Consider the following 24644-nt stretch of genomic DNA (forward strand, 5'->3'; position numbering starts at 1 on the left):
GGCCTCGGCGACGGGGGTGTGGCGTCGGGGGGTGGCGTCGTCGGCTGGGAAGCGCGTTGACGTTGTGGGGTTGTTGCGGACCTTCGCGGCTAGGGCTCCGGGGTTGGGGATGTGGCGGTGTCCAAGGCGGTGGATGCGCCAGGTGAGGGCCGCAGCGGGGTTGTGGGCTGCGGGATCGAGTGACTTCAAGCTAGGCCTTCTCTTGGGTCACTCCTCGTGTGTCCCTGTGCCCGTTCGAGCCCCGGAGTCGATGTCGACGTCGGTCAACGCGGTCGTGGCATCCGGGAGTCCGTTCCCAGCTTTGTTGTCGGTGGCCGCATCTACGGTTGTTTGAAGGCTGGCTTCGGAGCCGGCCGTGGCCGCGAGGGGAGGGAACTACATGCGCAGGGTTCCACCGGACATGTTCCGGTTCACCACAGGTGATCGAGCCGACCTGTACGGGGCGATTCTGCATGCCTTCGGTGCGGCCAACGAGCGTCTGGAGACGGCTCTCGGGCTGGATGAGGTCCGCGGGCGCTTACGTACGGTCGGCTGGCTCAATGCGATTGCTGACGACGATCTTCACGACGCGCTGAAGAAGCTCAAGAGCTGGGGTCTGCTGGATGTCATCCAGAACCACGCGGAGAACTATCGCACCGCGGAGGAGTACGAGCGGCGCAATCTCCAGTACTCCCTGACGCGGCGGGGTGAAGCCGCGTTCGCCGGTGTGCAGCACGCACTGTCGGTGCTCGCTACGACGGGAGCGTTGCAGACCGCGGTGCTGGAGGCGATTACCGACCGGCTGGACGAGTTGTACGTCCTGGCTGGTAATCCTGCGTCGTCGGATCGCCGGATCTTCAGCACTGTGCAGGAGCTGGAAGGCCATCTTGAGGCCCTTCTGGACAACACCAAGGCATTCAACGGGGAACTTCAGCGGTTGTTGCGTGCCGAGGGAGCCGATCTGACCGTCTTCCGGGAGGTAAAGGCCGCGACGGTGGCCTACCTGCGGGAGTTCCTCGTCAACCTGGATCAGCGTGGGCACGGGGTCGCAGCGGCTGTGGCCCGTGTGGAGGAGCGAGGCGTCTCGGTCCTCCACGAACGGGCGTTGCGCGGGGCGGAGTTGCCACCGGTGGCCGGGGAAGATCCGGGCCCTGCCTGGCTCGAGCGTCGACGGGCACGATGGGCGGGTCTGCAGGCGTGGTTTCTCCCTCCTGGCGGGGGCCGGCCGCGGGTGGACCGGTTGCACGACGTCGCTCGCCGGGCCATCGTCTCGCTGCTTCAAGTCCTTGATCGGATCAACGAGTCGCGTCGCCGGTCGTCGAGTGCCGTACAGGATTTCCGGGAGCTGGCCCGTTGGTTCGCGGCCGCCCCGGGGGACGAGGATCTCCACCGCCTGTGGACGGTGGCTTTCGGGCTGGGATCAGCCCGTCACGCCCATCTCGCCCACCCGGACCCGGAATTGGTCACCTCCTCGCAGGCGTGGGCGGAAGCGCCGCCGGTCGAGGTGTCGGCCCTGCTGCGCACGAGCGGTCGTACGGAGCGCTTCGCTCGAACCGGCAAAGTACGGGACGTCGCAGCCATCAAAGCGGCGCGGGCGGAACGGGCCCGCCAGGAACGGGCGGAGCTCCAAGAGGCGTGGCGTGCGCTGAGGACGGAGGGCCCACTGAGGCTTTCCGACTTCGGCAAGCTGGACAACGGAGCGTTCGACCGGCTGCTCGATCTGCTCGGCAGGGCGCTCTCGACCCGACCGGACGGTTCGGGCGTCCGGCGGGCCAGCACTGGCGACGGCAGGGTGGATATCGCCTTGAGTCCAGCTGCCGACGGCATGATGGCCCTCCTGCGAACGCCGAAAGGTGTCCTGAGTGGGCCGGACTTCATCGTGCACATCGAAACCGCGGCTGGGGCCGGACAGGCCGCGACGTGGTCGGGCCCGAAGGAGGCCGCGGGATGAGCAGCTTGGCCAATCAACTGGTCGTCGCGGAACGTGAGGATGTCGCTCGGGGAATCCGACTTCTCCTCGCCCGTCCGCTGATCACCGAACGGGAAGACCGCGTTGCTTTCGATGTCATTCGACGGCGGAAGGAGTCCCTGACCAAGTGGTTCGACTACACCTGCGGCTGGAGCCTGGTGGTCGAGCCCAGGCGTGGATACGCCCGGCTGTCGAAGGTCCGGTCCGACACGGACGCCTCTCGACCGGCTCGCAGACTGCGCTCCGGCAAGGCTCCCTTCGACCGCCGGCGCTACGTGCTGCTGTGCGTTGTGGCCGCCGAGTTGCTGTCCGTGCCGGTGACCACCATTGGGTTGCTCGCCGACCGCGCCGTACAGGCGACCGCCTCGGACCCGGCTCTGCCGTCGTTCGACACGATGAGCAGGCAGGAGCGCATGGCGTTCGTCGACGTGCTGAAGCTCCTGGAATCTTTCGGCGCACTGCTGGCCGTGGACGGAACCACGGAGTCCTTCGTCGACTCGGCGGACGCGAAGGTGCTGTACCGGGTGGACGCCACGCTGCTGATGCGGCTTCCAGCTGCACCTATCGGAGCCTCCAGGCTGTCGGTGCCGCCGGAAGAGGTCTCGCTGCGCTTCGAGGAACTGCTCACAGGGCTGGCTCGGGAACGGCGTTACGGTGGAATGGCCGGCGACGCTGTGAGCAGCGATTCCGCCGCCGTGTCCGAGACTCAGCGGAACCTGTGGCTGCGCCACTCCGTGCTGCGGCGACTCTTCGATGATCCCGTCCTCTACCGCGGAGACCTCACCGAGGACGAGCTGTCGTATCTGACGTCCCCGACGGGCCGCCAGATTCTGCGCCGTTCCGTTGAACAAGCCGGCTTCGTCTTGGAAGAACGCGCAGAGGGGTTCATGCTCATCGACCCGGATGCAATCGCCACTGATGCCCGGTTCCCAGATGAATCGTCCACTGCACGGGTGGCTGCACTGCTCTTGCTTGAGCGGATCCATGACGTGCCCGGAGGGGCGACCCCGGAACAACTCACCGAGGTTGGTTCCGAGTTGCTGCGGCGGTTTCCGCGGTGGGCCAAGGCGTACCAGTCGGCAGAGGGGGCTCAGAGGCTGGCCCACGATGCGGTGGCGGTCCTATGCGACTTCGGGCTGGCCCAACGTATCGGTGACCGCACCATCGTGAGGCCAGCTGCCTATCGGTACCGCCTCGTGGAAGCCACGACAACAGCCCTCCGCGGACAACACCGATGTTGACGGTCAATCGATCGAAGGGGGCCTGTGGTGAGCGTTACTAACCTTCCGGTGAGCCACGGGAACACACCGGACGAGCATGAAATTCCGCAGCAACGGCAGCGTTGGCAGCCGCACCGCGCCGGCATCTTCAACGTCTGGCGCTACTACGACGAGACCTTCACCTTCCACGAAGGTTGCTTGTTGCTGCGTGGTCAGAACGGCACCGGCAAGTCCAAGGCCTTGGAGCTGCTGCTGCCCTTCCTTTTCGACGCGAGTCTGAGGCCCAACAGACTGTCCACGTTCGGCGGTTCCGAACGGACGATGCACTGGAACCTGATGGGTGAGGGCGCGTCCGGCAAGACACGCGTGGGCTACGTGTGGATGGAGTTCGGCCGCTCGTCGGAGAACGGTGAAGAGCAGTGGTTCTCCTGCGGAGCAAGGCTACAGGCCAGCGTCCACACCACCGCAGTACACGCTGACTACTTCACGACTACGCGGCGAATCGCCCAGCCCGGCGGGCTCTGCCTGGTCAACGGCACAGACCAGCCGCTCACAAGGGCAGCACTCGCGGAAGCCTTGCAGGGGCACGGCGAGGTCTATTCCTCAGCCACCGACTACCGGACCACGGTCCGGCGCACCCTCTTCGCAGGAATGGGAGAGCAGCGCTACGAGGCATTGATCACGGCTCTACTGCAGCTGCGCCAGCCGAAGCTCTCCGAACGTCTTGACCCGTCTCTGCTTTCCTCCCTGCTCTCTCGGGCACTACCACCGCTCGGTGAGGGAGAGATCACCGAACTCGCCGAGGGTTTCGAGCGTTTGGACCGGCAGCGCGAACAACTGCGGCAGTTGGACGAAGAGGTCTCAGCCGCCGAATCCATCGCCTCTCGGCAACGCAGCTATGCCCAGCGGGTGCTGCGCTCCGGCGCCGCGAAGCTGATCTCGGCAACGACCGACATGGACAACCTCACCCGCGTGGCCCGGGAGAGCACGGAACAGCACGAACAGGCCCAGCGAGACCAACAGGCAACGGAACTGCAGAGAGACGAGCTTCAGCAGCGCGCCGACGAACTGGAAGCCGGGATCGAGGGCCTCAAAGAGAGCGACGTCTACAAGCAGGGTGAAGAACTGGACCAACTTCGCCGAAGCTTCGAACAGTCGGCACGGCGGGCGAAACGGCTTCGCGAAACAGCAGATGCCAAGCAGCTACAAGCAGGCGAGGACGAGCAGCACGCCGCAGAAGCCGCAGCACGCGCCGAGGAGTGTGCCGATCGCGCACGCGAGGCATCGGAAGACGCCCATCGAGCGGCACGCACAGCGGGTCTGGAGTCCGTCTATCAAGAAGCGAAGACGATGATCGGCACACCGTCTGAGACCTCCGAGTCCGTCGGGGACGATCAGGTGGCACGGTCTCGCCATCTAGCGCGTGGCGCGGTCGAGGCACGGCGTGGTCAGATTGTCGAAGTAGGCACTGCCATCGGAGCGCACGACCGCGCGTTGAGCGACCGAGCGGCTGCCGAAGCATCGCTGGATGAGGCTCGCGATCGGCTTGCGGACGCTGTAAATCGGCGGGACGAGGCAATCCGCGTATACGAAGAGGCGCTGACGAAGCAGGCGCAGTTGCTGCGCGAGTGGGCCGCAGGGTGTGTGGAGCTTCGCTTCGACGACGTCGAGGCGTTGGTCTCGCTCACGACGGTCGAGGACGATGTCGCGTCACTGGTGGACTCGGCGATGCGAAGCGTGGTTGGGGAGATCGCCGACCGCGAGGCACGTACCGATACAGCTCGCCATGCGGCGCTGGACGAGCGAGGAACGCTCACCGAGAGCATTGAAGCCCTGCGGCAGGAAGCCGACCTGCCCCCCACTCCCCCGCCCACCCGTACCACGGACCGTTCGACGATTGCCGGCGCTCCGCTTTGGCGGCTGGTGGCCTTCCACGATGACGTACCGGTCGACGTGCAGGCAGGTGTCGAAGCGGCTTTGGAAGCATCAGGACTGCTGGATGCCTGGGTCAAACCGGACCGCGAAGTGGTGCTCCGAGGGCATGACACCTGGGTCGAAGGCGCGTGGGCGGTTCCGGCTCCAGGAGCATCCCTTCTGGACGTATTGCGTCCGGAGGCCGACATCCTCGTTCCCGCCGACTCGATCTCGCGGCTTCTCGGCGGCATCTCCTACGGTCCGCGGCTGCCAAACGAGCACCTGGCCGCGGTCGGTGCGGACGGCAGCTGGCGGCTGGCATCCGCGACCGGCACGTGGGCCAAGGACGAGCCGGCCCACATCGGAGCCCTCGCCCGGGAGCGGGCCCGGGCTCGTCGCATCGGCCAACTCACCGAGCGCCTTATCGAGGTGAACAGCACCATCGCCACCTGCGAGGCGCAGATCCGCGAACTGGGCGAGCGTCGCAACCGTCTGAACGCCGACCTCTCCGCGCGCCCCCGGTACTGGGACCTCAACGAGAAACGGCGGCTCTGGGACCGGGCAGAGGAAGGAATCGGCGTCCGGGACGACGCCCTGCGAGCTGCAGCGAAGCTCCTTGAGGAGCGAGAGGCTGACGTTACGAAGTCCCTCCGACAGCTCAGCCGCTTGTCCGCGGAGTATGGGCTGCCCACTAACCGGGGCCTTCTCAAGGACCTATCGTCCGCCGTCGATACGTTCCGCGACATGGCCGACGCCTGGGCAGACGCCTGCTTGCGCTGGTCAGCCGATGTGGAGCGATCAACATCGGCCGGCAGTCAAGCTGCTCGCTCACTCGCCGCCGCGCAGGAGCATGCTGAGGAGGCTGAGACTGCCGAGTCCGAGTCATCGGGGCTCAGGGCCAAGCTGGAAGCAGTTGAGAGCACCGTCGGCGAGGACTTCCGTCAAGTGGCCGCTCGCATCTACGAGATGAGGGAGGAGCACCACCGCGGCCGCGACAACGTGCGGCTCAGGAACGAGGAGCTCCGGGCGCTGGATCAGCGCATTGGCCGGCTGCAGGCCACGATGACCCAAGACGCCGAGGAGCGCGACAAGGCCATCAGCGCCAGGGACGTGGCAGCGCAGAGGTTCCGGCACCTGTGCCTTCTTGGCCTCCCCGAAGACGCGGGTGTCTCAGTAGAACTCACCGCACAAGACGGCACACGGGCCACCCTTGAGTCCGCCCGCAGCGTCGCTGCGAAGTGGCCCAACATCCCTCACGAACCGCGCAACGTCAGCGACGCTGCCACCCGACTCCTCGAAACCGTCTACGAAGCACGTCCCCTGCTCGGCCAACGCACCGACCTGGACCTGGAACCCGATGAGGACGTACAGGTCTTCGCCGCCACGATGGACGGCGTGCGAGTCGGGGCCACGGGATTGCTCCGCATCCTCACCGCCGAGCGCGACAGCAGCCGCGACGACATCACCACCGCCGAGCGCCGCCTCTTCGACCAGACCCTGACCGGAGACACCCGGCGCCACCTGGCGGCCCGCATCCGCCAGGCCAATGAACTCGTCGACCGGATGAACGGTCACCTGGAGCGTGTCCGCACAGCCTCGAACGTCGCGGTCCAACTGGTGTGGCAGATCCATCCGGATCTGCCACCAGGCACCCGCACCGCCCGCGAGCTGCTCCTCAAGGACCCCGGCCGAGTCACAGACACTGACCGGGAGGCCCTGCACGCGTTCTTCCGCAGTCGCATCGAGGAGGCCAAAGCCAGGAACACAGCGGCCACTTGGGAGGAACAACTATCCGAGGTACTCGACTACACCGCCTGGCACCAGTTCGTCGTCAAACTCGACCGGGCCAATGGCCACGGCTGGCAACTGCTCACCAAGAAGATGCACGGCGCCTTGTCCGGAGGTGAGAAGGCGATCGCCCTGCACCTGCCGCTCTTTGCTGCCGTGGCCGCCCACTACGAGGCCGTACCGGAGGCACCCCGGCCGATCCTGTTGGACGAGGTCTTCGTCGGTGTCGACACGGTCAACCGCGGACAGGTCTTCGCTCTACTCAGCGCACTCGACCTCGACCTGATGCTCACCTCCGATCACGAGTGGGCCACGTACCGCGAACTCGCCGGCATCGCAGTCCACCAACTGATCACCGGTGCCGACGGCGACGACGCCGTCACCAGCGCACGCTTCGTCTGGGACGGGAACGGACTGGAGCCGGACGAGACGGAGGAAGTCCCGGCGTGAGCGACCGCTCTCTGCGACGACCCGAACTGCGCCCCGTCTGGCTAGCGTTCCACGACCGCCTGTCATCCGGCCGGCCCGTCAGCCGAGTTCGCATCGGACCGTTGAACGACGCTGAACGAGAAGCCCTGGCCGACCTGCTGGGACTGGACCGGCTGCCGGACGCCAAACCCTTCATCGCACTCACCCGACTGGAAGCTGCCCTCGCCGAAACCGACGGCCGTACGGTTCGCGAGGTCGTCGCCGACATCGTCGGCCCCATCGACGACCGCGCAGCCGACCGACGCCGCACCAACGACGAGCGAGCCGCGCTGTGGGCCTGGCTGGAAGCTCACAACACTGTGCGGTCCCAACCGGCGCTCGCCGACTGGGCAACGCACTGTCGCGGCGCAGGCCTCATCCACGGCTCGGTAACCCGAACCCGAGAGCTGCTCTCCGCGGCCTTGACCGTACTCGCCGCCCTGCCCGCCGGCGGGGAACCCCTGCCGGTCTTCGCAGCACACACGCTGGACGGCGACTCGCACGCGCTGGACGACGGAACTCGCCTGTCCTCCCTTGTTCTTCGAGCTCTGTCGACCGTCTACGGCGTTGAGCCACCAGACGGCGCACAGCAACGACGCGCACTATGGGCGCGGGCCGGCATCGCCGACGACGAACTCTCCACGACCGTCCTCACTGCAGGACTATGTCCTGATGGCCACGGCACGCTGAGCCGCGTAACAAACGCCTGCACCGAAGCCGGACAAGCCGCATCTCTCACCCTCGCCCAGCTCCGAGCACCGGGCGAGTTCCGCTTCCCCGCAGTGCCCGTGCACATCACCGAGAATCCCAGCATCATGGCGCTCGCCCTTCGCCGCTTCGGCCCTTACTGCCCGCCCCTGGTCTGTACGTCAGGATGGCCGAACAGCGCGGTCATCCACCTCCTCCGCATGCTGGCCGCCGAGGGAGCCGAGTTGCGCTACCACGGCGACTTCGACGGCGAAGGCATACGCATCGCCGCCTACGTCCTGGACAAGACCTCCGCCGCCGCCTGGCGCATGAAAGCCCAGGACTACCGCGCCGCCATCGCCCGACACAACCACGGCCCTACTCCAGGAAGGCTCACTGAAGCGCCTTGGGACCCAGCGCTTGCCCCCGCCATGGCAGAGCACGTCGCTTCGGTGGTGGAGGAAGTGGTGGCCGACTCACTCCTCTCCGACCTGGAATCTCAGATCACCGCAGCTGGGGCCGTACATAGGCCCCAGATACTCTTCCCCGAGTCGAACACCTGACACCAAGGAGCTGGCCTGCAACGACGTGAACCTGCGGCAGCCATCTACCACGCCATTCCCGACGCCGCAGTCCAACTCCACTGGCCAGCTTCAGGACTCATCCACTCGCAACGATGCCGCCCAGATCAGCCAAGAACGTGGCAGCGCACGTCAACCTTGTGGAAGACGGCTCCAAAGCTATGAACCATCTGTCGCCCGTCGTGGGCACCGACGGTCAGAGCGGTCAGTGCGCGTGAGTACGGCAACGTCTTCTGAACGGACGCGTACTGCTTGTCCGCTCCTGCCGTCCCGCTTGGGATCCCAGACCCACAGGTAGTCCCCCGTGCTGCCAAAGCTGAGCACGGGATGGTTGCGCGGGAGAGGACCGTTGAGCACGGGAATGTCCTTGCCGAGAGGTTGAACGCAAACCAAGCTGCCGACAATGCCGTAGTAGGAGCCTGGTGCGTCGCCGGCTCGGGCTCGCGCAGCCGTCCTCTCAGCAGCATCCGAGGTATCTCCCAGACTGACCTGTACTGCGGTGAGCAAGTAAACAAGGAGGACGAACGGCCACATCATAAGCGTTAGTTCACGTGCGCCCCCTCCCCAGTGGAAGTGACGTACCCAGCCAATAATACCCAGGAAGATGAAGACAATGGCCGATGCGACTGCCATCGGTTTCATTGCCACGAAGTACTGGGAGTAGAAGGCAATTGGAACGGTATCGGCGGGTATTCCGAATTTCTCCCTCAAATAGTAGGTGTGCAGAAACCTCCCTGCGATCGGAAGCACGAACGCGAGCGGGGGAATAAGCGCTGGCAAGAGCCAACTGATGTTGCGGCTGATCCATGAATGACTCAGCGCGTGCCAGACACCGAATGCAAGCCCAATACCCAAACCTGTTAGGGCCGCGACCAACACCAGAATAGGAACGGGACCGAGTGCGCTCCGTGCCAAGAGGTAGCCGAGCCAGGTGAAGGCACCTGTGAAGAGAATGCCTATTGCCAGCCTGAACAGGACAGGCCGGGGCTCGTTACTTGTAGCCCAGGCACCAAGCGGCCAGCACAGGCCTGCTGCTGGTATCAGACCGAAAAGTGCCCATGGGCTCTCGGTTGCGTGGATGGCGATGCCGCTGCCAAGGAGCACTACGACGAGGCCAAGGAAAGTTGCGACCTCGCGGGAATTGCGTGGTTGCAGCCCTCCTGTCCGGCCAGCGACGTCCGCTGCCTCCTCCTTCGGTGCGGCGCCGAGACGCACGTCGTGGATCTCGGCATCAAACGGCGGCCCACCGAGCGTACGTTGCGCAAATTCCGCGCGTGCCTTCTGAGAATCCGAGGGGCCGGGGAGAACAAGCGCGCGTTGTATGTCGGCGCCCCCTGACGCCTCCCAGTGCTTCAGCACCCAGCGCTTCAAGCCCCCAGCGCCGGGAGGTGTACGGCGGTGGACGTGGTACGTCGTTGAGACCCGGGGCAGGTCAGGCTCCACGATGGAGGCGTCACGAACCCACGCGGCAAGTTTCCGCTGCTCGATGAGCGAGCGAACCTGCGATCGTGCGTGCCGGCAGGCTCCCAGTCGCGCGCCTCGTAACCGCACCTCGACGATGAGTGCTGTGAAACCCGAGCGAGCGCTCGGGGAGTCCGCAGGTGTCGCTTGTCGCACGGCCCAGCCTCGTTCCCGGAGGAGCTGCGTCGCCAGCACGATTTCGTCCGGCTGGTCGAGGACCTCCACAAGGAGTTTGATCCTGCGGTTGAAGTACGGCAGGGGAACGGTACCTGCGGTTTCCTCCTCCATGGATGGGGCGGTGGGGCTGCTGCCCTCAGCGGGAGGCGCAGATGTATGGGCACCGCGAGTGCCTCGTGAACGCATCAGGTTGACCAGAGAAACCATGAGACCCTCCCAGCGGATGCAGCAATGATCAGCGCTGCCCAGCAGGGTGGCATCTTTCTCTGACATCGCACGGGACACCCATCGGGAGTGCGGATCACTCCCGTTCGCCAAGCGCTCTCCCGACATAGCTGCCGTGGAGCGAATAGCGCGCGTGGAGTCGAGCCGACTCCGACGCAGTTCCTTGCCCCAATGACAGCACCACACTCTTCTCGGTGCGCATCAGTTGGCTCCGCAGACCCCGCGTCCGCTGGGCTCAGCGGCGCGGAGGAGTCCGACGCGTGGGCGTGGCCGCGTCGGCAATCGGTCGCGGCGACGGTGTGGGGGTGGTGCGGGTCTTGGCGGCTTGGGCTCGAGGGCTGGGGGTGTGGCGGTGTCCGAGGCGGTGGATGCGCCAGGTGAGGGCTGCTGCGGGGTTGTGGGCGTCGTCCAGGGTGCGCTGACGCACGGCGTGGTCGAGGAGGGTGGTGGCGTCGTGTCCGGCGATTTCCGCTTCGGCGAGTGCTGTGGTGAGTGCGTTCCAGGCGGGGTCGTTGAGGATGCGGTCGGCGTGTGCGGGGACGGCCTGCTGGAGTTGGTGAGCGTAGCGATGCTGCGTCTGTGGCCCGGGGGCGCGGCGGGCGAAGCCTTGCAGGACCGGCTGGGCGATGTGGGGATAGGCCCTCTGTAGGTGGTGCAGGGTCTGTCGGGCGGCGGCTTGTTGCTGGGCGTGTTGGTGGGTGCGGTGCCAGTGCATCGCGTAGGCAACGGCGATGAGGGCGGCGTCGATGAGCATCGCCATGCTGGCGCCGTCGCCTGTGGGGGCGGGGTCGCGGAGGATGGTCTTGATGCTGTGCCGCAGGACGCGGGCGCTGTTGTGGTCGGGGGTGATGCGGGAGCGGGTGGCGCGCTCGAACGCGGTGGTGGCGTGCTGGAGTTGTGCCCGTGCGGCCTCGGGAGCTGTGAGTGGCAGCAGGTCCAGCGTCTCGCCGAGGGCGGCCAACTGGCCCTGGGCTGTGGTGTCGTCGCCGTGGGTGAGGTGGTGGGGGATGCGTTCGGTGGCGGCCGTTGCGTGGTGCCACGGGTTGCCCTTGCGTGTGCGTCCGGGTGGGGCATTCTCCTCCGATGTGCTGGCGGTGAGGCGGTGGCGGATCTTGGGCAGGGAAAGGTCGCCGGCGAGGGAGGAGCCGGAAAACCACACGGGCTCGCCGTGCTTGTTGGTGTCGCCGGGGAGGGCGACGCTGTAGCCGAGCAGGTCGCCGGAGGGTGCGATCCGACGCTTCACCTCCACGCCCGTGGCTTCGAGGAGGGTGAAGAATTCGGGCTCGTTGGCTGCTGCGGCAACCGCGCGGCGTACGCGGGTGCGCAGGATCTCCCGTGCTGTGGCGGCGTTGCCCTGTCTCTTGGCTTTGAAGTGCTCCTTGCTGGTGGGGCGTTTCACTGCGGTGCCATCGCCGGGGTTCAGCTGGCGTAGGTCGTAGTCAGTTTCGATGCGGCGAGCTTCGGCTTGGGCTGCCTTGCGGTCGAAGCTGCGATGGGGGCGTTTCCCGTCCTGACGCACGAGGGTGGCGGCGATGTGGATGTGGTCGGGTGCGTGGCGGATGGCGACCCAGCGGCACGCTTCGGTGTCGCCTTCTGGGGCGATGCCGGTGGCGTGGACGATGCGGCGGGCGATCTGGGCCCATTCCTCATCACTCAGGTGCCGGTCGCCGGGGGCTGCGCGGACGGGGCAGTGCCAGATCTTCGTCTCGGGTGCATGGTCGCCGAGCATGCGCACAGGCTGGTCGAGTTGCCGGGCCAGTTGGGCCTTGGTGTGGTGGGGGTTGCGGCCGGGGTCGGGGGCGAAGCCGTTCCACGAGGCGACCAGGTGCGGGTCGGTGTGGGTGTTGGCCTTGCCCTTCCCGTAGAGGTAGCGGATCAGCCCCTGGGCGCTGGTCTTCCCCAGGATGATCTTCGGTATCACCCGCTACTGCCGGACCAGGCTCTCGACTGCCTGGTCGATGGCTTCGAGTACGTCATCCACACGTTCCGAAAGCCTGTGGATAACTGCCTGTTCGGGCAGTGGCCCCCCGGATCTGTTGAGGTGGTAGGTGAGTTGGTTGAGGTTGTTGCCGACCGCGGCGGCCTGGCGGTTGGATTCCATCAACTCCTTTACCGTTCGCCGGTAGTCGGCCACGGCCGCTTCCGGGTTCTCGGACCGGGCGGCTGCCAGGCCCGCTTCGGCCACGTAGCCGGCCGGAGTCATCCGGGAGGCTGCTGCGGCCCGTCGGACGTCTTCCATCTCCTGCGGGCTGAACCGCGGATGGACCCGCTCCTCCCGCAGAGAGCGTCGGCGAAGCCGACGACGCGGCGCGGCAGCATGCGCCGGCGATCCGCCCACGTCCTCTTCGGTCGGCACCCCCGGGCCGGCCTCCTGTTCCGCCACCCCTGGGGCGGGGCTGGCGTAAGGACTCCTTACCCCACAACTTGCTGCGCTTCGGCTGGGGTGGTCTGCCATCTGCTGCTGATCGGGCGGGGTTTCGTGGTGTGTTTCGTGCATGTCGGCGTTCTCCGTGGCGTGTTGGGTGGCGAGAGGAGTTTCGGAGGTGGCTGGGTCTTGGCCAGCTGCGGACCGGTCCGGGCCGTGAGGAGCGGTCCGCTGGGGTGGCCCGATGCTCGACCGAACTGCCGTAGTTGCTGCGCGAGGCGGTCCGCTGGGGCTGCGGACCGTGGACCGTCCTGGGGCGTATCGGGTTTGGCCTGCGGGGAGTTCCGGTCAGTCCCCGGTCCGGGGAGTGGGGTCGGTGCGGAGGGTGGTCATGATCTGGGTGAGGCGGTCTTCGCTGATGCTGTGTCCGGCGGTGCGGATGGTGTGGCGGACCGTCTCGCGGGTGGGGGTTTCGTGCGCTGCGAACAGCGGCCGTGCCAGGTCGAGGAGTTCGGGGAGTTCTGCGCCGGGTGGGCGGCCGATGCGCCGCATCCTGCGAGCCGGTATCTCGTCGCTTTGCACGGAAGCCGACACGTCCGCTTCGTCGAAGGGCGGTGAGGCTTCCGCGCTGTGGTCCGGCTGTGTGCCGGTGTCGGTTTGGCGGGCGATGAGGATGTAGAGGTGGACGGCGCCGGCGAGGGCGAGGGGTGCGAGTGCGGAGAGCAGGCCGACGGTGATGTCGCCGAGGCGCAGTCCGCCGGATTCCGCGAGGTTGTTGAGGCGGATGGCGTGGAGGGCGTTGGCCCAGAGGCTGGCGGCGGTAGCGGTGCCGAAGAGCGTCCACACATACAGCCGTGCCCGGAAGGGCGCGGTGTTGAGGACGAGGAGTGCGCGGACGCCGTAGGCGATGAACCCGTCGATGACGAGGGGGAAGAGGTAGGTCAGCGGGCCGCGTATGTGGATGGCGATGGCCATCTGCTGCAGCGCGTCATACGACAGCGCGCAGGCGGCTGCGCCAAGGGCGAGGATCGCGGCGCGGTCCCAGCCGCTCACCCGGCGGGCAAGCGGCCTCGTGGTGGTGGGGTGGTGGGTGGGTGCGGGGTGGGTCATGCGGGGTGTCTCCAGGGGGTGGAGGGTGTCGGCAGGCGTGGCCGGAACGCTGCGCGCGCCTGCTGCAGGGGGGTTGTTGGCGTTGCACTCGTCCCACTGGTTGCGTGGCTGGTCAGCACAGGGACGGGTGGAGGGGGTGTGACGGGTCGACTCGTTGCGGCCCAGTGAGTCGTCCCGGCGGTGAGCTGGGCGGGGACGGGTGGGACCAGTCGATGCGGGTCAGCCCTCGGGAGCCGCTGGGGCCTGGGTGGGGCAGTAGCGGGACCAGGCGTCGAGGAACTTGTTGCGGGCGAAGCCCTTTGCCTGGATGCCGTCGGGGAAGCGGATGTTGGCCGAGGTGATGCCGTAGTCCCTCAGCAGCAGCTGCAGCCCGCGCGGCGTGAGTCCGCTGGTGCCGTACTCGGCCCAGGGCGCTTCCGCATCCTCCTTCAGAATCCCCAGCAGCCGTGTGGTGGCCAGCGCTTCGGGATCGCCGCAGGAGGCGAACGCGGTGCGGATGTCGGCCAGGATGCGGATCCTCAGCCCGCCCTCCTCGTCCTGCCCGGCCTCGAACGCACTCATCGCCGCACACGCCGACCGCGCCAGACCAGGCCAGGCCCCTCCGGCAAGGTCAGCGACCACCACGAGGGGTTCCCAGGTGTCGGCGGCGCGGTCCTCAACCGGCATGCGCGGCTCCCGCTCCACCGCCAGCTCGGCAACCTCACCGGCCCAGGCGGCGAGCCGGTCGCGCAGCAGATGCAAAGCGGGGATGTCACGGCGGGAGCGGAAGGTAGCCACTCTTTCGCCCGGTGCGCGGCGGCGCATCCGCACCACCACCGCACGGTCCATGATCGTGTCGGGCAGGTCACCGATCCCCGCCAGAGCGGCCATGGCGAAGGTGGGGAAGGAGACCGGCTGGTGCTCGGGCCCGGCGATGCGCAGAGCGGGACGGTTTCGCTGGTGACCGGCATTCAGCAGCCCGCGCAGGTCCTCGTTCTTCTCCGCCACCTTCGGGCTGCCGAAGAGCGTGTCGGCCTCATCCACCAGCAGAGTCGGCGGATTCGCGGTCACCGACCGGAAGATCGCCGCTGTGCTGGCGTTCACGGTGATCACCGGCTTGTGCACGGTCTCGGTGATCACATCCAGCAGCCTCGACTTGCCGCACCGCTTGGCCGGACCGACCACCGCCAGCCTCGGCGCATGCTGGAAAACGTGCTGCAGATGCGTCGCCGCCACCCACAACGTGACCGCATGCAACGCCTCCGCGCTCGGCAGAATCACATACCGGCCCAGCACCGAGCGCAGCTCATCCAGCAGCTCAGCACCCTCGCTGTCTTCTGCGGTGGGATGGTCCGCAGGCCCGAAATCGGCACCCGTACCTTCCAGATCGTGGCCACCGCCGTCGGCGTTCCGGTCTTGCGCTGCCGGGATGCCGGCTTCACTCGCGGACGGGCCGCTCTCGGGCTGTGGCTGCTCCCCGTCACCCGGTGAGGGGATTGCTGAGGGGGGTGCTGCGGGGTCGGGCTGGGTCGTAGGGTTGTCCATAGGCGTTCCTCACCCGGTGGTGCGGGGCTGGCAGGCCCCGCACCACCGATTCGTCATCACACGCGATCAGTTGGGGCGTCCTCGGCCCTCGGGGTGGCAGCCCCGAGGGCCTTCCTCATGCACCGCCTCTCGGTCGGCGAGCAGCAACCTACGACCGGCTGCTGGCAACAGTCCAGCGAATCTGTGTCTCTGAGACATATAGATGGTGTGTAGCATCCGGCGCTAGACGGCCAGGCCGAGCAGGGACCGCAGGTCGGCGGTCACCACCCGGTAGGCGTTGCCCAGCCGCAGAACCCGGCAGGGATAGTGGCCCTGGCGGGCGAGTTCGTAGCCCTTGCTCCGCCCCAACCCCAGGGCACGGTTGGCGGTCTCCAGGTCAACCGTGGCAGGAAGTTCGAGCACCTCGCCCTGGCTCATGCCCCTCCGCCGGCCGGCGGGCTTCTCGGGTTCGTCGTTCATGTGCAGTGCTCCCTCTCGTCGTTGCCTTCGGCGGACGCGGCGGTCGCGGCCGTCTCCCGGCAGTACAAACAAGGCTAGCGAGAGCTACTGTGTCTTCATGACACACGATGATGAGGATGATGAGTTGGACTGGTCGGCGCAGGTCGCCGCCACCGTGGCCGCCGAAGTACGCCGCCGACGAAAGGAGCGACACATGAGCGCTGAACGCCTGGCCGAGGTTTGCAGCGAGATCGGCTACCCCATCCCCCGCAACGTGATCGCCAACATGGAGTCCGGACGCCGAACTTCACTGCCCCTGGTCGACGTCATCGTCCTGGCCAAAGCCCTGGACACCAACCCCATCAGCCTCATCATCCCCGTCGGCCACATCAGCACCTACGCCCAACTGCCCCTGAGAGGGGCCGGATCGCCCTGGGACGCGCTGACCTGGTTCACCGGCGAGGACGACACCTTCCACACCGACTGGAGCCTGCGCCTGCACCGCTTCCACCACGCCGTTCTCACCTCCGCGGAAGAAGCCAGGAGATACGCCAAGTCCCGGCGCCAGCAGGCCAGCATGGCGAACGACCCCGACAAGCGCAGCAGTGCCCTCCGCAGCGCCGAGCACCACGAACAGAGCCTCGCCGACGACTACACCGCACTCCGCCGTGTACGCGCCCAGATGCGCAGTGCCGACCTCCGCCCCCCCACCCTCCCCCGATATTTCGTCTTCCTCGACGAACACCCCCACGGCCCCGCCCCCAACTCCCCTGAGGAGGACGCTTGAAAGGCTCCACCTACCGCCGCTGCTACTGCCGCGACCCCAAAACCGGCAAACCACTCGGCACGGCCTGTCCCAAACGCAGCAGCCGCAAACACGGCACCTACTCCATCCGCCAGGAACTCCCACCCCGCCAAAACGGCACCCGCCGCTCCTTCAACCGCGCCGGCTACGACACCCTCAAAGCCGCACAAGCCGACCTCGACCACATACGCGCCCTCCTCAACATCCCCGACAGCGACGACGGTGAGGCTCTGGACCAGGTCGCCGAGCTGCTGGAGAAGGTTGCCGCAGAGAAGGCCACGCTCCCGGACGTAGAGGCGACGCGACGGCGCCTCAGCCACGGTCTGGATCTGACCAGTCGACTCACGGTCGGGGAGTGGCTGGACATTTGGCTGGCGGGAAAGAAGGGCCGCCAAAGCGCGATCAGCCGCGATGAGAGCAACATCCGAGTGCACCTCAGGCCGCGGATTGGTCAGCTCCGGCTGGACCGTCTGCGAGTTGCCCACCTGTCGGAGATGTTCGAAGCCATTGCCGAAGACAACGTGGAAATCGCAGAGGCGAACGCCGCACGCCGTAAGGCAATCGAGGATCTCGCCGAGGTTCCCTGGAAAGGGCGGGAGCACCGTGCCCGTCGCAAGAAGATGAAAGCGGCCATTGCGGAAATGCCGCCCTACCGCCGAATAACGGGTCCTGCCACGAGACAGCGCATCCGCTCGACTCTCAGGGCCGCATTGAATGCTGCCATCACCCAGCAACTCGTCACCTTCAACCCCGCGGCCCACGTCGAGCTCGACGCTGGCAAGCGTCCCAAGGCTCTGGTGTGGACCGAGGAGCGAATCCTCCGCTGGAAGCGCACCGGTGAGAAGCCCTCACCCGTCATGGTCTGGACACCTGCGCACACCGGCCTATTCCTCGATCACGTAACGGGAGACCGGCTGTACGCGCTGTTCCATCTGATCGCCTTCCGCGGTCTGCGGCGCGGCGAGGCATGCGGGCAGAAGTGGACCGACACGCACCTGGACGCCGGGCTGGTCACCGTTGCCAAGCAACTCGTCGTGGACGGCTGGGAGGTGTACGAGGACGACCCCAAGACCGATGCAGGCGCACGCACCATCGCGCTGGATTCCGATACGGTCCAGGCCCTGAAGCGGCACCGCGTCCAGCAGGACAAAGACCGCGAGGAGTGGGGAAGTGGCTGGGTGGAGTCCGGTCGGGTCTTCACCCGCGAGAACGGCGAACCGCTCCATCCCGCCAACGTCACGCGCCACTTCATCGAACTGTCCGAGCAGATCGGCCTTCCCCCGATCCGGCTCCACGACCTCCGACACGGTGCTGCAACTCTTGCCCACGCGGCAGGCGCCGACCTCAAGGACATACAGGAGTTGCTCGGCCACTCCTCGATCACCATCACGGCGGACACCTACACGAGCCTGCTCCCCGAGGCCGACCTCGCGATAGCCGAGGCGGCTGCCCGACTTGTTCCGCGTGCACGCGGAACCCGTGGAAACGAAGACTCAGAAGCCGAGTCTGGGCTTGATAAGACCGCAGCGTCCGGCGCAGAACCTGTGCTGGATGGCGCCGTGGAATCCGGAGAGACACCGGAGCCTGGTGCCTTGTCCGCTCACGCACCGCTCACGCAAACGGCCCCGGACGTGGGGTCCGAGGCCGAGTAGAGCGCTTCTCCGGGAGAGAAATCCCAGGTCAGCGGTTAATTGCGCTGTGCCCCCGGCAGGATTCGAACCTGCGACACCCGCTTTAGGAGAGCGGTGCTCTATCCCCTGAGCTACGGAGGCGGGGCTTGACGGAGCCCTGGTGAACACCCCCGGCGGGGAGCGCACCCGGCCACGCAAGCGCCGTGGACGCCCACGAGGGGCGACCTGGACAGGTTAGCTGATGGGTCGGCGTGATGATGCACGCGCTGAGGCTCTCAGCGGCCGCGGGTGGCCGCAGGGATTGCCCGCCAGGGCTCAGGCGAGCCCGTATCGTTGTTCGCTCCGTCCCCGGTCGGAGGGGTTCCTTGACCAGGGGACGGAGGGTTCTTCCAGCAGTGCCGGCCTCCCCGTCTCCCGATACAGCACAGTCGCCGGGCGTCGAGGAGACCTTGTCGGATCAGGACTAAGCCTCCAAGTCAGGCTGCACGTACACGAATAATGACCGCAGGTGTCCACCGCGCTTCGATGGCCTGAATGGGGAGGGTTCCGATGCGTTCCATCAAGCCGTCCGGACGAGTGGCCGGCACTGCGCTGGTCCTTCTGGGTTTCATCGCGACGCTTGTCTCGCTGCTGGTGCCCGTCTACTTCTTCGACGGGCACCGCACCATCGCGCTCTCCAGGGCCGGATGGCAGGACGACGGCAAGGGAGTCTGGAAGACCGAGTACGGGCCGCTCACCGCGCTCGACCGTGACTTCCTGCGGAGTGTGCGGGCTGCCGGGCTGTGGAAGGTGCCCGCCGGCCGCGCCGCACGAGAGCGAGGCACGCAGAAGTCGGTGCGGGCCGTGGGCGACCGTGTCGTGGAGGCATGCTCCGATTTGGACAAGCGGGCGATCGAGGCCGGCCGCACGTTGAAGGTGACGTTGCCGAACCAGCCGACGGGCACCCAGCGGGAGTACATGCTCGAGATCGAGAATACCAAGGGCAAGAAGTTCGACGAGGTCTTCGTCAACCGGGTCCGGAAGCACGACGGCCAGATGCTCGGCCTCGTGGGACTTGTGCGCGACCAGACCAGCAACTCGATGGTGCGGTCGTTGGCCACCAAAGCCAACTCCGTTGTCCTGGACCACATTTCCGTCCTGGAAGGCACCGGGCTGGTGGATGACGAGGCACTGAGCCAGCGGTGAGGCGACGCCGAGCCGTCGCCCTCCCTTGGTTGCCCGTGCCCACACCCGCCGGGACCGGTGTCCTCCGCCGCCGGTCCCGTCAGGGGTGCACCTCGTGCACCATTTCGTGCACCCTTTTCCCGGCCTCACGGCTCACTGCTCACGGCGCCGTGGCCGACGACGTCACAGCCTCATGTCGGGCCATCCGAAGGCCGCGCGGGCCTTGGGCGGGAGGGGGCCCGCGCCGACGCCCTGGAGGTCGCGGTCGGCCGCGCGCATCATCTGGCGGCCGAGTTCGGCCATGGCGCGGCTCGCGGCGAGTTCGTCGCCGATCTCCGGGATGTCCACGTCCTCGGGGTTGCAGCGGGCGACGCCTCTGCCGGTGAGCGTGGTTTCGCCCGTGTCGAGGACGGCGCGTGCGGTGGTGTCGCCTTCGTCCTCGTAGAGGAAGATGCGTACGTTCCATTCGCGTGTGTTCGGCATGGTGACCTCCTGACGGCGGGCTCCGGCCCGCGAGTTCACACCCGTTCCGGGGTGAGGATTTCGCTTTCGATGCGGCGGCGGACCTGCTCCGTCAGCGCCTTCAACTGGTCGGAGAATTCGGGGCGGCGGGGCACCGGTCCGGTGATCCGCCTTGCTTCGGGCGGCAGTTGGGCGACCTCGGCGGCGAAGCGGTCCTGTGCCTCGCTCAGCGGCGGTGCCTCGGTGACGCGGTGTCCGTTCCGCATCACCGGACGCATCAGTGGCCGTACTCCGGACGGGGGCTGCTCCTCCCGGAGGGCGATGACGTCCGAGTCGTCGCGGCTGCGGAAGATCTGCTTCTGGCCAGGGGCGGTGATCTTCGCCGAGGAGAGCTTCATGACGGGCCGGCCGTCGTAGGCGACCATCTTGTAGGCGGAGTCCAGGTACGGCGCGTCCGCGGAGACGCCGACGCGGGTGCCGACGGCGTAGACGTCGATGGGCGCGCCTTCCCGTACGAGCCGCTCCACGCGGTACTCGTCGAGCCCGCCGCTCGCCACGATCAGTACGTCCTTCAGCCCCGCGGAGTCGAGGATCCGGCGTGCCCGCACCGCCTGGTCGCCGAGGTCGCCGCTGTCCAGCCGGATCGCCGAATCGGCGCCCAGCCCGCGGGACTTGATCACGCGTGCGGCGCTGCGCGTGCCGCCGTCGGTGTCGTAGGTGTCGACGAGGAACGTCAGGGGCCGCCCCGCGTGTGCGCGCGCGAAGGCGTGGAAGGCGCTCTCCTCGGAGCGGAACGCCTCGATGTAGGAGTGGGCCATGGTGCCGATCGCGTGCAGTCCGAGTGTGGCGGCCGCGTCCACGTTGCTCGTGCCGGAGAAGCCGACGAGGGCGCCCAGGCGTGCGGCGGCGTTGCCGGCTTCGAGTCCGTGGGTCCTGCGCATCGAGAAGTCCATGACGGGACGGCCTCCGGCGGCGAGCACGCACCTCGCAGCCTTGGACGCGACGGCCGTCTGGTGGCTGAGCAGGTTGAGCAGGTACGTCTCGACGAGCTGGGCGACCGGGAGCGGCGCGGTGACCTCCAGCAGCGGCTCGTTCGCGAAGACGACGGTTCCCTCGGGGACGGCGCGGACCTCACCGTCGAAGGACATGCCGAGCAGCGGCACCAGTTCGCGGGCGGGGCAGCCGAGCGCTTCGGCGAAGGCGTCGAGGTCGTCGGGCCCGATGCGGAAGTCCGCGAGGTAGTCGAGAGCGGGTTCGAGCCCGGCGGCGACCAGGAAGCCGCGCTCCGGCGGCAGGTCACGTACGAAGAGGCTGAAGGTCGCGGGCCGCGTCATTCCGTCGTGCACGTAGGCCATGGCCATCGTCAGCTCGTACAGGTCCGTCTTCCTCGCCTCGGACATCTGTTGGACACCTCCTGGAAGCGGTCCGTCCGGCGGGTGCCGGACGGACCCGTGTCAGTCGTGGGGCACCACCGCGACAGGCGTGCGTGCGTGGTGCATGACGGCGTGGGTGACCGTCCCCACGTGAGTCCCGAGCCGGGAGCGGCGGTTGCGCCGGCCGACGACGAGCATGGATGCCTGCTCCGCCGCCTCCACCAGCAGCCGCGCCGGCTGCCCGATGACCGCCTCGGCATGCACTTTGACGTCGGGATGCGCGTCCTGGCAGGGGTGCAGGGCGGCGGTGAGCGCCTGGTTCTGGGCGGCGAGCAGTTCGTTGGTCATCGCGGGCGGTACGGGCAGGGGCCGCATGCCGTAGGTCGGGGGGAGGTCCCAGGCGTGGAGGACGCGCAGCGGCGCCGAGCGCCGTGCCGCGGTGTCGAAAGCGAAGGCGATGAGTTCGTCGGAGGGGCGGCCGAGGTCGAGTCCGAGAACGATGTCTCCGCCGGGGGTCTCGGATGCCGGCTCTGGTTCGACGAGGCCCGCTTCCTCGTGGTGCTCTTCCCGTTCCGGGGGGCGGCCCTGGGCGCGGGTGCGGACGAGGACGAGGGGGCACACCGTGTGCGCGGCGACGGGCAGCGCCGTCGAGCCGACGATGTAGCCCAGGACGCTGCTGAGGCCGCGGGAGCCCAGCACGAGCAGGTCGGTCTCGGCGGAGGCGTCGGAGAGGACGTGTGCGGGGCGACCGGCGACCATGTCGACGGTGACGGCCAGGTCGGGCATGCGGCTGTTGAGGTCGTCGAGCGCTTCGCTCGTGATCGACTGTGCCCATTCACGTTCGATCTCGTCGTCGGTTATGGGCGAGTAGGGATATGCGCCGGTCTCACGGACTTGGACGATGTTCATCGTGACGCCGCGTGCCAGGGCCTCGCGCGCCGCCCAGTCGACGGCGGCCAGGCTCTCCCGTGTGCCGTCCAGGCCCACCGTGACGGACTGGAACATGACCTCTCCCTCCAGCACCCCTGGCACGCGCGCGCAAGCGCGAACGTGCACGACATGTGCTCTCGGTGACAGGGTGCTGCGCCCCGGTCCCGTGGCAGAGGGGCCGGGAGGCCCGAGCGAGAGGCCGAAGGTCCCCGGGCTGACGCGGCGCCGGGCCTCTCGGCGGCGGGCCGTGGGCCGGACGGCCCATGCGGGTGCCGCGCGCCGCGGGCCAGTCTGGGCACAGGGTCCCCGCACGGACTCCGGTGGAGTGTCCGTGGCGCGGGGCCGCCCGACGGGACACGGGAGGAGACCGACCATGAAGGCGCTGGTCTTTCATGAGCCCGGCAGGGCCGTCTGGGAGACGGTGGCCGATCCGGACGTCCACGACTCCCAGGACGTCGTCGTACGCGTGGACACCACGACCGTCTGCGGCACCGACCTGCACATCCTGAACGGCGACGTGCCCGGCGTGGAGCCCGGCACGGTCCTGGGCCACGAGGCCGTGGGCGAGGTGGTCGAGGCCGGGCGCGACGTGCGGACGGTCCGTCCCGGCGACCGTGTCCTGATCTCGTGCATCACCGCCTGCGGCCGCTGCGGCTACTGCCGTGAGGGCTCTTACGGGCAGTGCCGCGGGGGCGGAGGCTGGATTCTCGGGCACCGCATCGACGGCACGCAGGCCGAGTACGTACGAGTGCCCTTCGCGGACCACTCGCTGCACCTGCTCCAGGGCGGGATCGACAGCCAGGACGCGGTGCTCTTCGCCGACGTCTACCCCACCGGGTACGAGGTGGGCGTGCTGAACGGGCAGGTGCGCCCCGGAGACACCGTCGTCGTGGTGGGCGCGGGCCCGGTGGGTCTGGCCGCGATCGCCACCGCGCGCCTGTACTCGCCGGACAGGGTCGTCGCCGTCGATCTGACGCCGGAGCGCCTGGAGTCGGCGGGTCGCTTCGGTGCGGACGCGAAGGTGCTCGCCTCCGACAGGCCGGAACAGCTCGTCGACGACCTGACGCGCGGTCTCGGTGCGGACGTGACGATCGAAGCGGTGGGTGCGCCGGAGACGTTCGAGATGTGCACGCGCATGGTGCGGCCCGGCGGCCACGTCGCCAACGTCGGCGTGCACGGGAAGCCCGCGGCGCTGCACCTGGAGGACCTGTGGATCAAGGACCTCACGATCCGGATGGGCCTGGTCGACACCTCGTCGACGCCGATGCTGCTGAGCATGCTCGCCGCGGGACGGCTGCCGACGGCGTCGATGGTCACGCACGTCTTCGAACTCGGGGCGGTGGAGGAGGCGTACGAGGTCTTCGCCGGTGCCGCCGAGACGGGCGCGTTGAAGGTCGCGCTCAAGGGGCAGCAGGTCTACCGCGCCGACAGCTCCTCACTCGTGACGACGGCCGGTGGCGGGGCGCGGCAGGGCTGACGGTGCTGCTTCCGCGGGCTGCGGCCTGCTGTGCCACGGACGCGCCGGGCCCGGGGGCTCCGGCGGCGGGGGAGGCGAACGCTCCCCGCGGGCGGGAAGGCGCGGGAGCAAATCCTCGCGGGAATCAGGCGGTCCGCCGGCACGGCGTGACGCCGTTCCGGCGTGTTGCGGGGAGGCGGTGCGCTGCCGGGAGGCGGTGCGGTCCCGCGGGGAGCCACGTGCGGCCGGCAGCGCTCGCGGCGGGCAGTCGCCGTCCGGCTGGGGTGTCGGACGCGGTCTCGCGGTCACCCGGGACGGGAGCAGTGTGCGGGCGCAGGAACCGTCGACCGGAGCCGGAGGGGATGGCAGGCCCGATGCGCTACGAAGAGTTCACCGGCCAGGTGCAGGCGCGCGCGGACCTGGGGAGCAGGCAGGCCGCCGAGCAGGCCGTGCGGGCGACGCTCGAGACCGTCGCCGAGCGGGTGCCGGACGGCGTCGCCGACCACCTCGCCGCGCAGCTTCCGCACGAGGCCGCCGAGTCGCTGCGCCGGGTCGTCGCCGTGCACGAGACCGCTCCCCACGAGCGGGCCGAGTGCCGGGTGAGCGGAGAGCGTTTCGACCTGCCGGTCTTCGCCGGCCGCGTGGCATGGCGCGGGGAGACGTCCGAGGACGAGGCACTCCGGCGGGCCAGCGCAGTGCTCGAGGTGCTGGACGCCGCCGTCGCACCGGAGCTGATGATCAAGCTGGCCGACGTGCTGCCGCCGGGCATCCGCGAGGTGCTGCCCTCGGAGCGGGCACGCGGCTGAGCGCGACGCCGGCGAGGACGTACAGCCCAGCGGCCGGGCCCCACAGGGAGCGGGCGACGGCAGAAGAACTCGGAACAGGCCGAACAGCGGAGCGGCAGAACAGGCCGAACA

Annotated in this window: 18 protein-coding genes and 1 tRNA gene; 9 read left to right on the plus strand and 10 right to left on the minus strand. The window is 68.0% G+C overall.

Features of this window, described 5'->3' with window-relative positions; genetic code table 11:
* Positions 1 to 400: 400 nt before the first annotated feature.
* The 4 genes from EV375_RS22985 to EV375_RS23000 are packed head-to-tail and all read left to right on the plus strand — an operon-like array spanning position 401 to position 8588.
* A complete protein-coding gene (locus EV375_RS22985) occupies positions 401 to 1930 on the plus strand; it encodes a TIGR02677 family protein (RefSeq protein WP_486588654.1) in 1530 nt (509 codons plus the stop codon).
* Positions 1927 to 3189 (plus strand): TIGR02678 family protein, encoded by a 1263-nt coding sequence (locus EV375_RS22990; protein ID WP_130302060.1) that lies wholly within the window; start codon positions 1927 to 1929, stop codon positions 3187 to 3189. The genes EV375_RS22985 and EV375_RS22990 overlap by 4 nt, the downstream gene beginning before the upstream one ends.
* 48 nt (positions 3190 to 3237) lie before the next feature.
* On the plus strand, positions 3238 to 7320 hold the full coding sequence (locus EV375_RS22995; RefSeq protein WP_486588655.1) for a TIGR02680 family protein: 4083 nt from the start codon (positions 3238 to 3240) through the stop codon (positions 7318 to 7320).
* Positions 7317 to 8588: a TIGR02679 family protein gene (locus EV375_RS23000; RefSeq protein ID WP_207228238.1), complete on the plus strand. Its 1272-nt coding sequence runs from the start codon at positions 7317 to 7319 to the stop codon at positions 8586 to 8588. The genes EV375_RS22995 and EV375_RS23000 overlap by 4 nt, the downstream gene beginning before the upstream one ends.
* Before the next feature lie 177 nt (positions 8589 to 8765).
* On the opposite strand, the gene EV375_RS23005 is transcribed toward EV375_RS23000, so the two are convergent.
* From EV375_RS23005 to EV375_RS23030, 6 genes are all read right to left on the minus strand, one after another.
* Positions 8766 to 10355, minus strand: coding sequence for a hypothetical protein (locus tag EV375_RS23005; protein ID WP_130301310.1), 1590 nt, complete (start codon positions 10353 to 10355; stop codon positions 8766 to 8768).
* A 349-nt stretch (positions 10356 to 10704) separates the two neighbouring features.
* Positions 10705 to 12390 carry a relaxase/mobilization nuclease domain-containing protein gene (locus EV375_RS23010; RefSeq protein WP_130301311.1) on the minus strand — a complete coding sequence of 562 codons (1686 nt, stop codon included), beginning with the start codon at positions 12388 to 12390 and terminating at the stop codon, positions 10705 to 10707.
* Between the two features lie 3 nt (positions 12391 to 12393).
* A complete protein-coding gene (locus EV375_RS23015) occupies positions 12394 to 12750 on the minus strand; it encodes a plasmid mobilization protein (RefSeq protein WP_486588774.1) in 357 nt (118 codons plus the stop codon).
* A gap of 432 nt (positions 12751 to 13182) precedes the next feature.
* The gene (locus EV375_RS23020; RefSeq protein WP_130301312.1) at positions 13183 to 13944 is read right to left on the minus strand and encodes a DUF2637 domain-containing protein; all 762 of its coding nucleotides are present in this window, start codon (positions 13942 to 13944) and stop codon (positions 13183 to 13185) included.
* Positions 13945 to 14163: 219 nt separating this feature from the next.
* Complete coding sequence (locus EV375_RS23025) at positions 14164 to 15468, minus strand: DUF3631 domain-containing protein (RefSeq protein WP_130301313.1); 1305 nt, start codon at positions 15466 to 15468, stop codon at positions 14164 to 14166.
* Between the two features lie 222 nt (positions 15469 to 15690).
* On the minus strand, positions 15691 to 15927 hold the full coding sequence (locus EV375_RS23030; protein ID WP_486588656.1) for a hypothetical protein: 237 nt from the start codon (positions 15925 to 15927) through the stop codon (positions 15691 to 15693).
* Positions 15928 to 16120: 193 nt separating this feature from the next.
* Here EV375_RS23030 and EV375_RS23035 point away from each other — a divergent pair, with 193 nt between their 5' ends.
* A complete protein-coding gene (locus tag EV375_RS23035) occupies positions 16121 to 16693 on the plus strand; it encodes a transcriptional regulator (RefSeq protein ID WP_130301314.1) in 573 nt (190 codons plus the stop codon).
* A complete protein-coding gene (locus tag EV375_RS23040; RefSeq protein ID WP_130301315.1) occupies positions 16690 to 18363 on the plus strand; it encodes a site-specific integrase in 1674 nt (557 codons plus the stop codon). The genes EV375_RS23035 and EV375_RS23040 overlap by 4 nt, the downstream gene beginning before the upstream one ends.
* A 47-nt stretch (positions 18364 to 18410) precedes the next feature.
* Here EV375_RS23040 and EV375_RS23045 read toward each other — a convergent pair.
* A tRNA-Arg gene (locus tag EV375_RS23045) sits at positions 18411 to 18483 on the minus strand.
* Positions 18484 to 18891: 408 nt separating this feature from the next.
* Between EV375_RS23045 and EV375_RS23050 the strand changes: the two genes are divergently transcribed.
* Positions 18892 to 19527 (plus strand): DUF4142 domain-containing protein, encoded by a 636-nt coding sequence (locus tag EV375_RS23050; RefSeq protein ID WP_165434806.1) that lies wholly within the window; start codon positions 18892 to 18894, stop codon positions 19525 to 19527.
* 162 nt (positions 19528 to 19689) lie between these two features.
* Here EV375_RS23050 and EV375_RS23055 read toward each other — a convergent pair whose 3' ends face one another.
* From EV375_RS23055 to EV375_RS23065, 3 genes are read right to left on the minus strand one after another with little or no spacing between them, the layout of a single operon-like run.
* A complete protein-coding gene (locus EV375_RS23055; protein ID WP_130301317.1) occupies positions 19690 to 19989 on the minus strand; it encodes a DUF1876 domain-containing protein in 300 nt (99 codons plus the stop codon).
* Between the two features lie 35 nt (positions 19990 to 20024).
* Positions 20025 to 21368: a nicotinate phosphoribosyltransferase gene (locus EV375_RS23060; protein WP_130301318.1), complete on the minus strand. Its 1344-nt coding sequence runs from the start codon at positions 21366 to 21368 to the stop codon at positions 20025 to 20027.
* Between the two features lie 54 nt (positions 21369 to 21422).
* On the minus strand, positions 21423 to 22346 hold the full coding sequence (locus EV375_RS23065) for a universal stress protein (protein ID WP_165434807.1): 924 nt from the start codon (positions 22344 to 22346) through the stop codon (positions 21423 to 21425).
* Positions 22347 to 22644: 298 nt separating this feature from the next.
* Between EV375_RS23065 and EV375_RS23070 the strand changes: the two genes are divergently transcribed.
* Positions 22645 to 23748 (plus strand): alcohol dehydrogenase catalytic domain-containing protein, encoded by a 1104-nt coding sequence (locus tag EV375_RS23070; protein WP_130301320.1) that lies wholly within the window; start codon positions 22645 to 22647, stop codon positions 23746 to 23748.
* A 341-nt stretch (positions 23749 to 24089) separates the two neighbouring features.
* Positions 24090 to 24533 carry a DUF2267 domain-containing protein gene (locus tag EV375_RS23075; RefSeq protein WP_486588657.1) on the plus strand — a complete coding sequence of 148 codons (444 nt, stop codon included), beginning with the start codon at positions 24090 to 24092 and terminating at the stop codon, positions 24531 to 24533.
* Positions 24534 to 24644 lie beyond the last annotated feature (111 nt).

The organism is Streptomyces sp. CNZ301 (genome assembly GCF_004217425.1).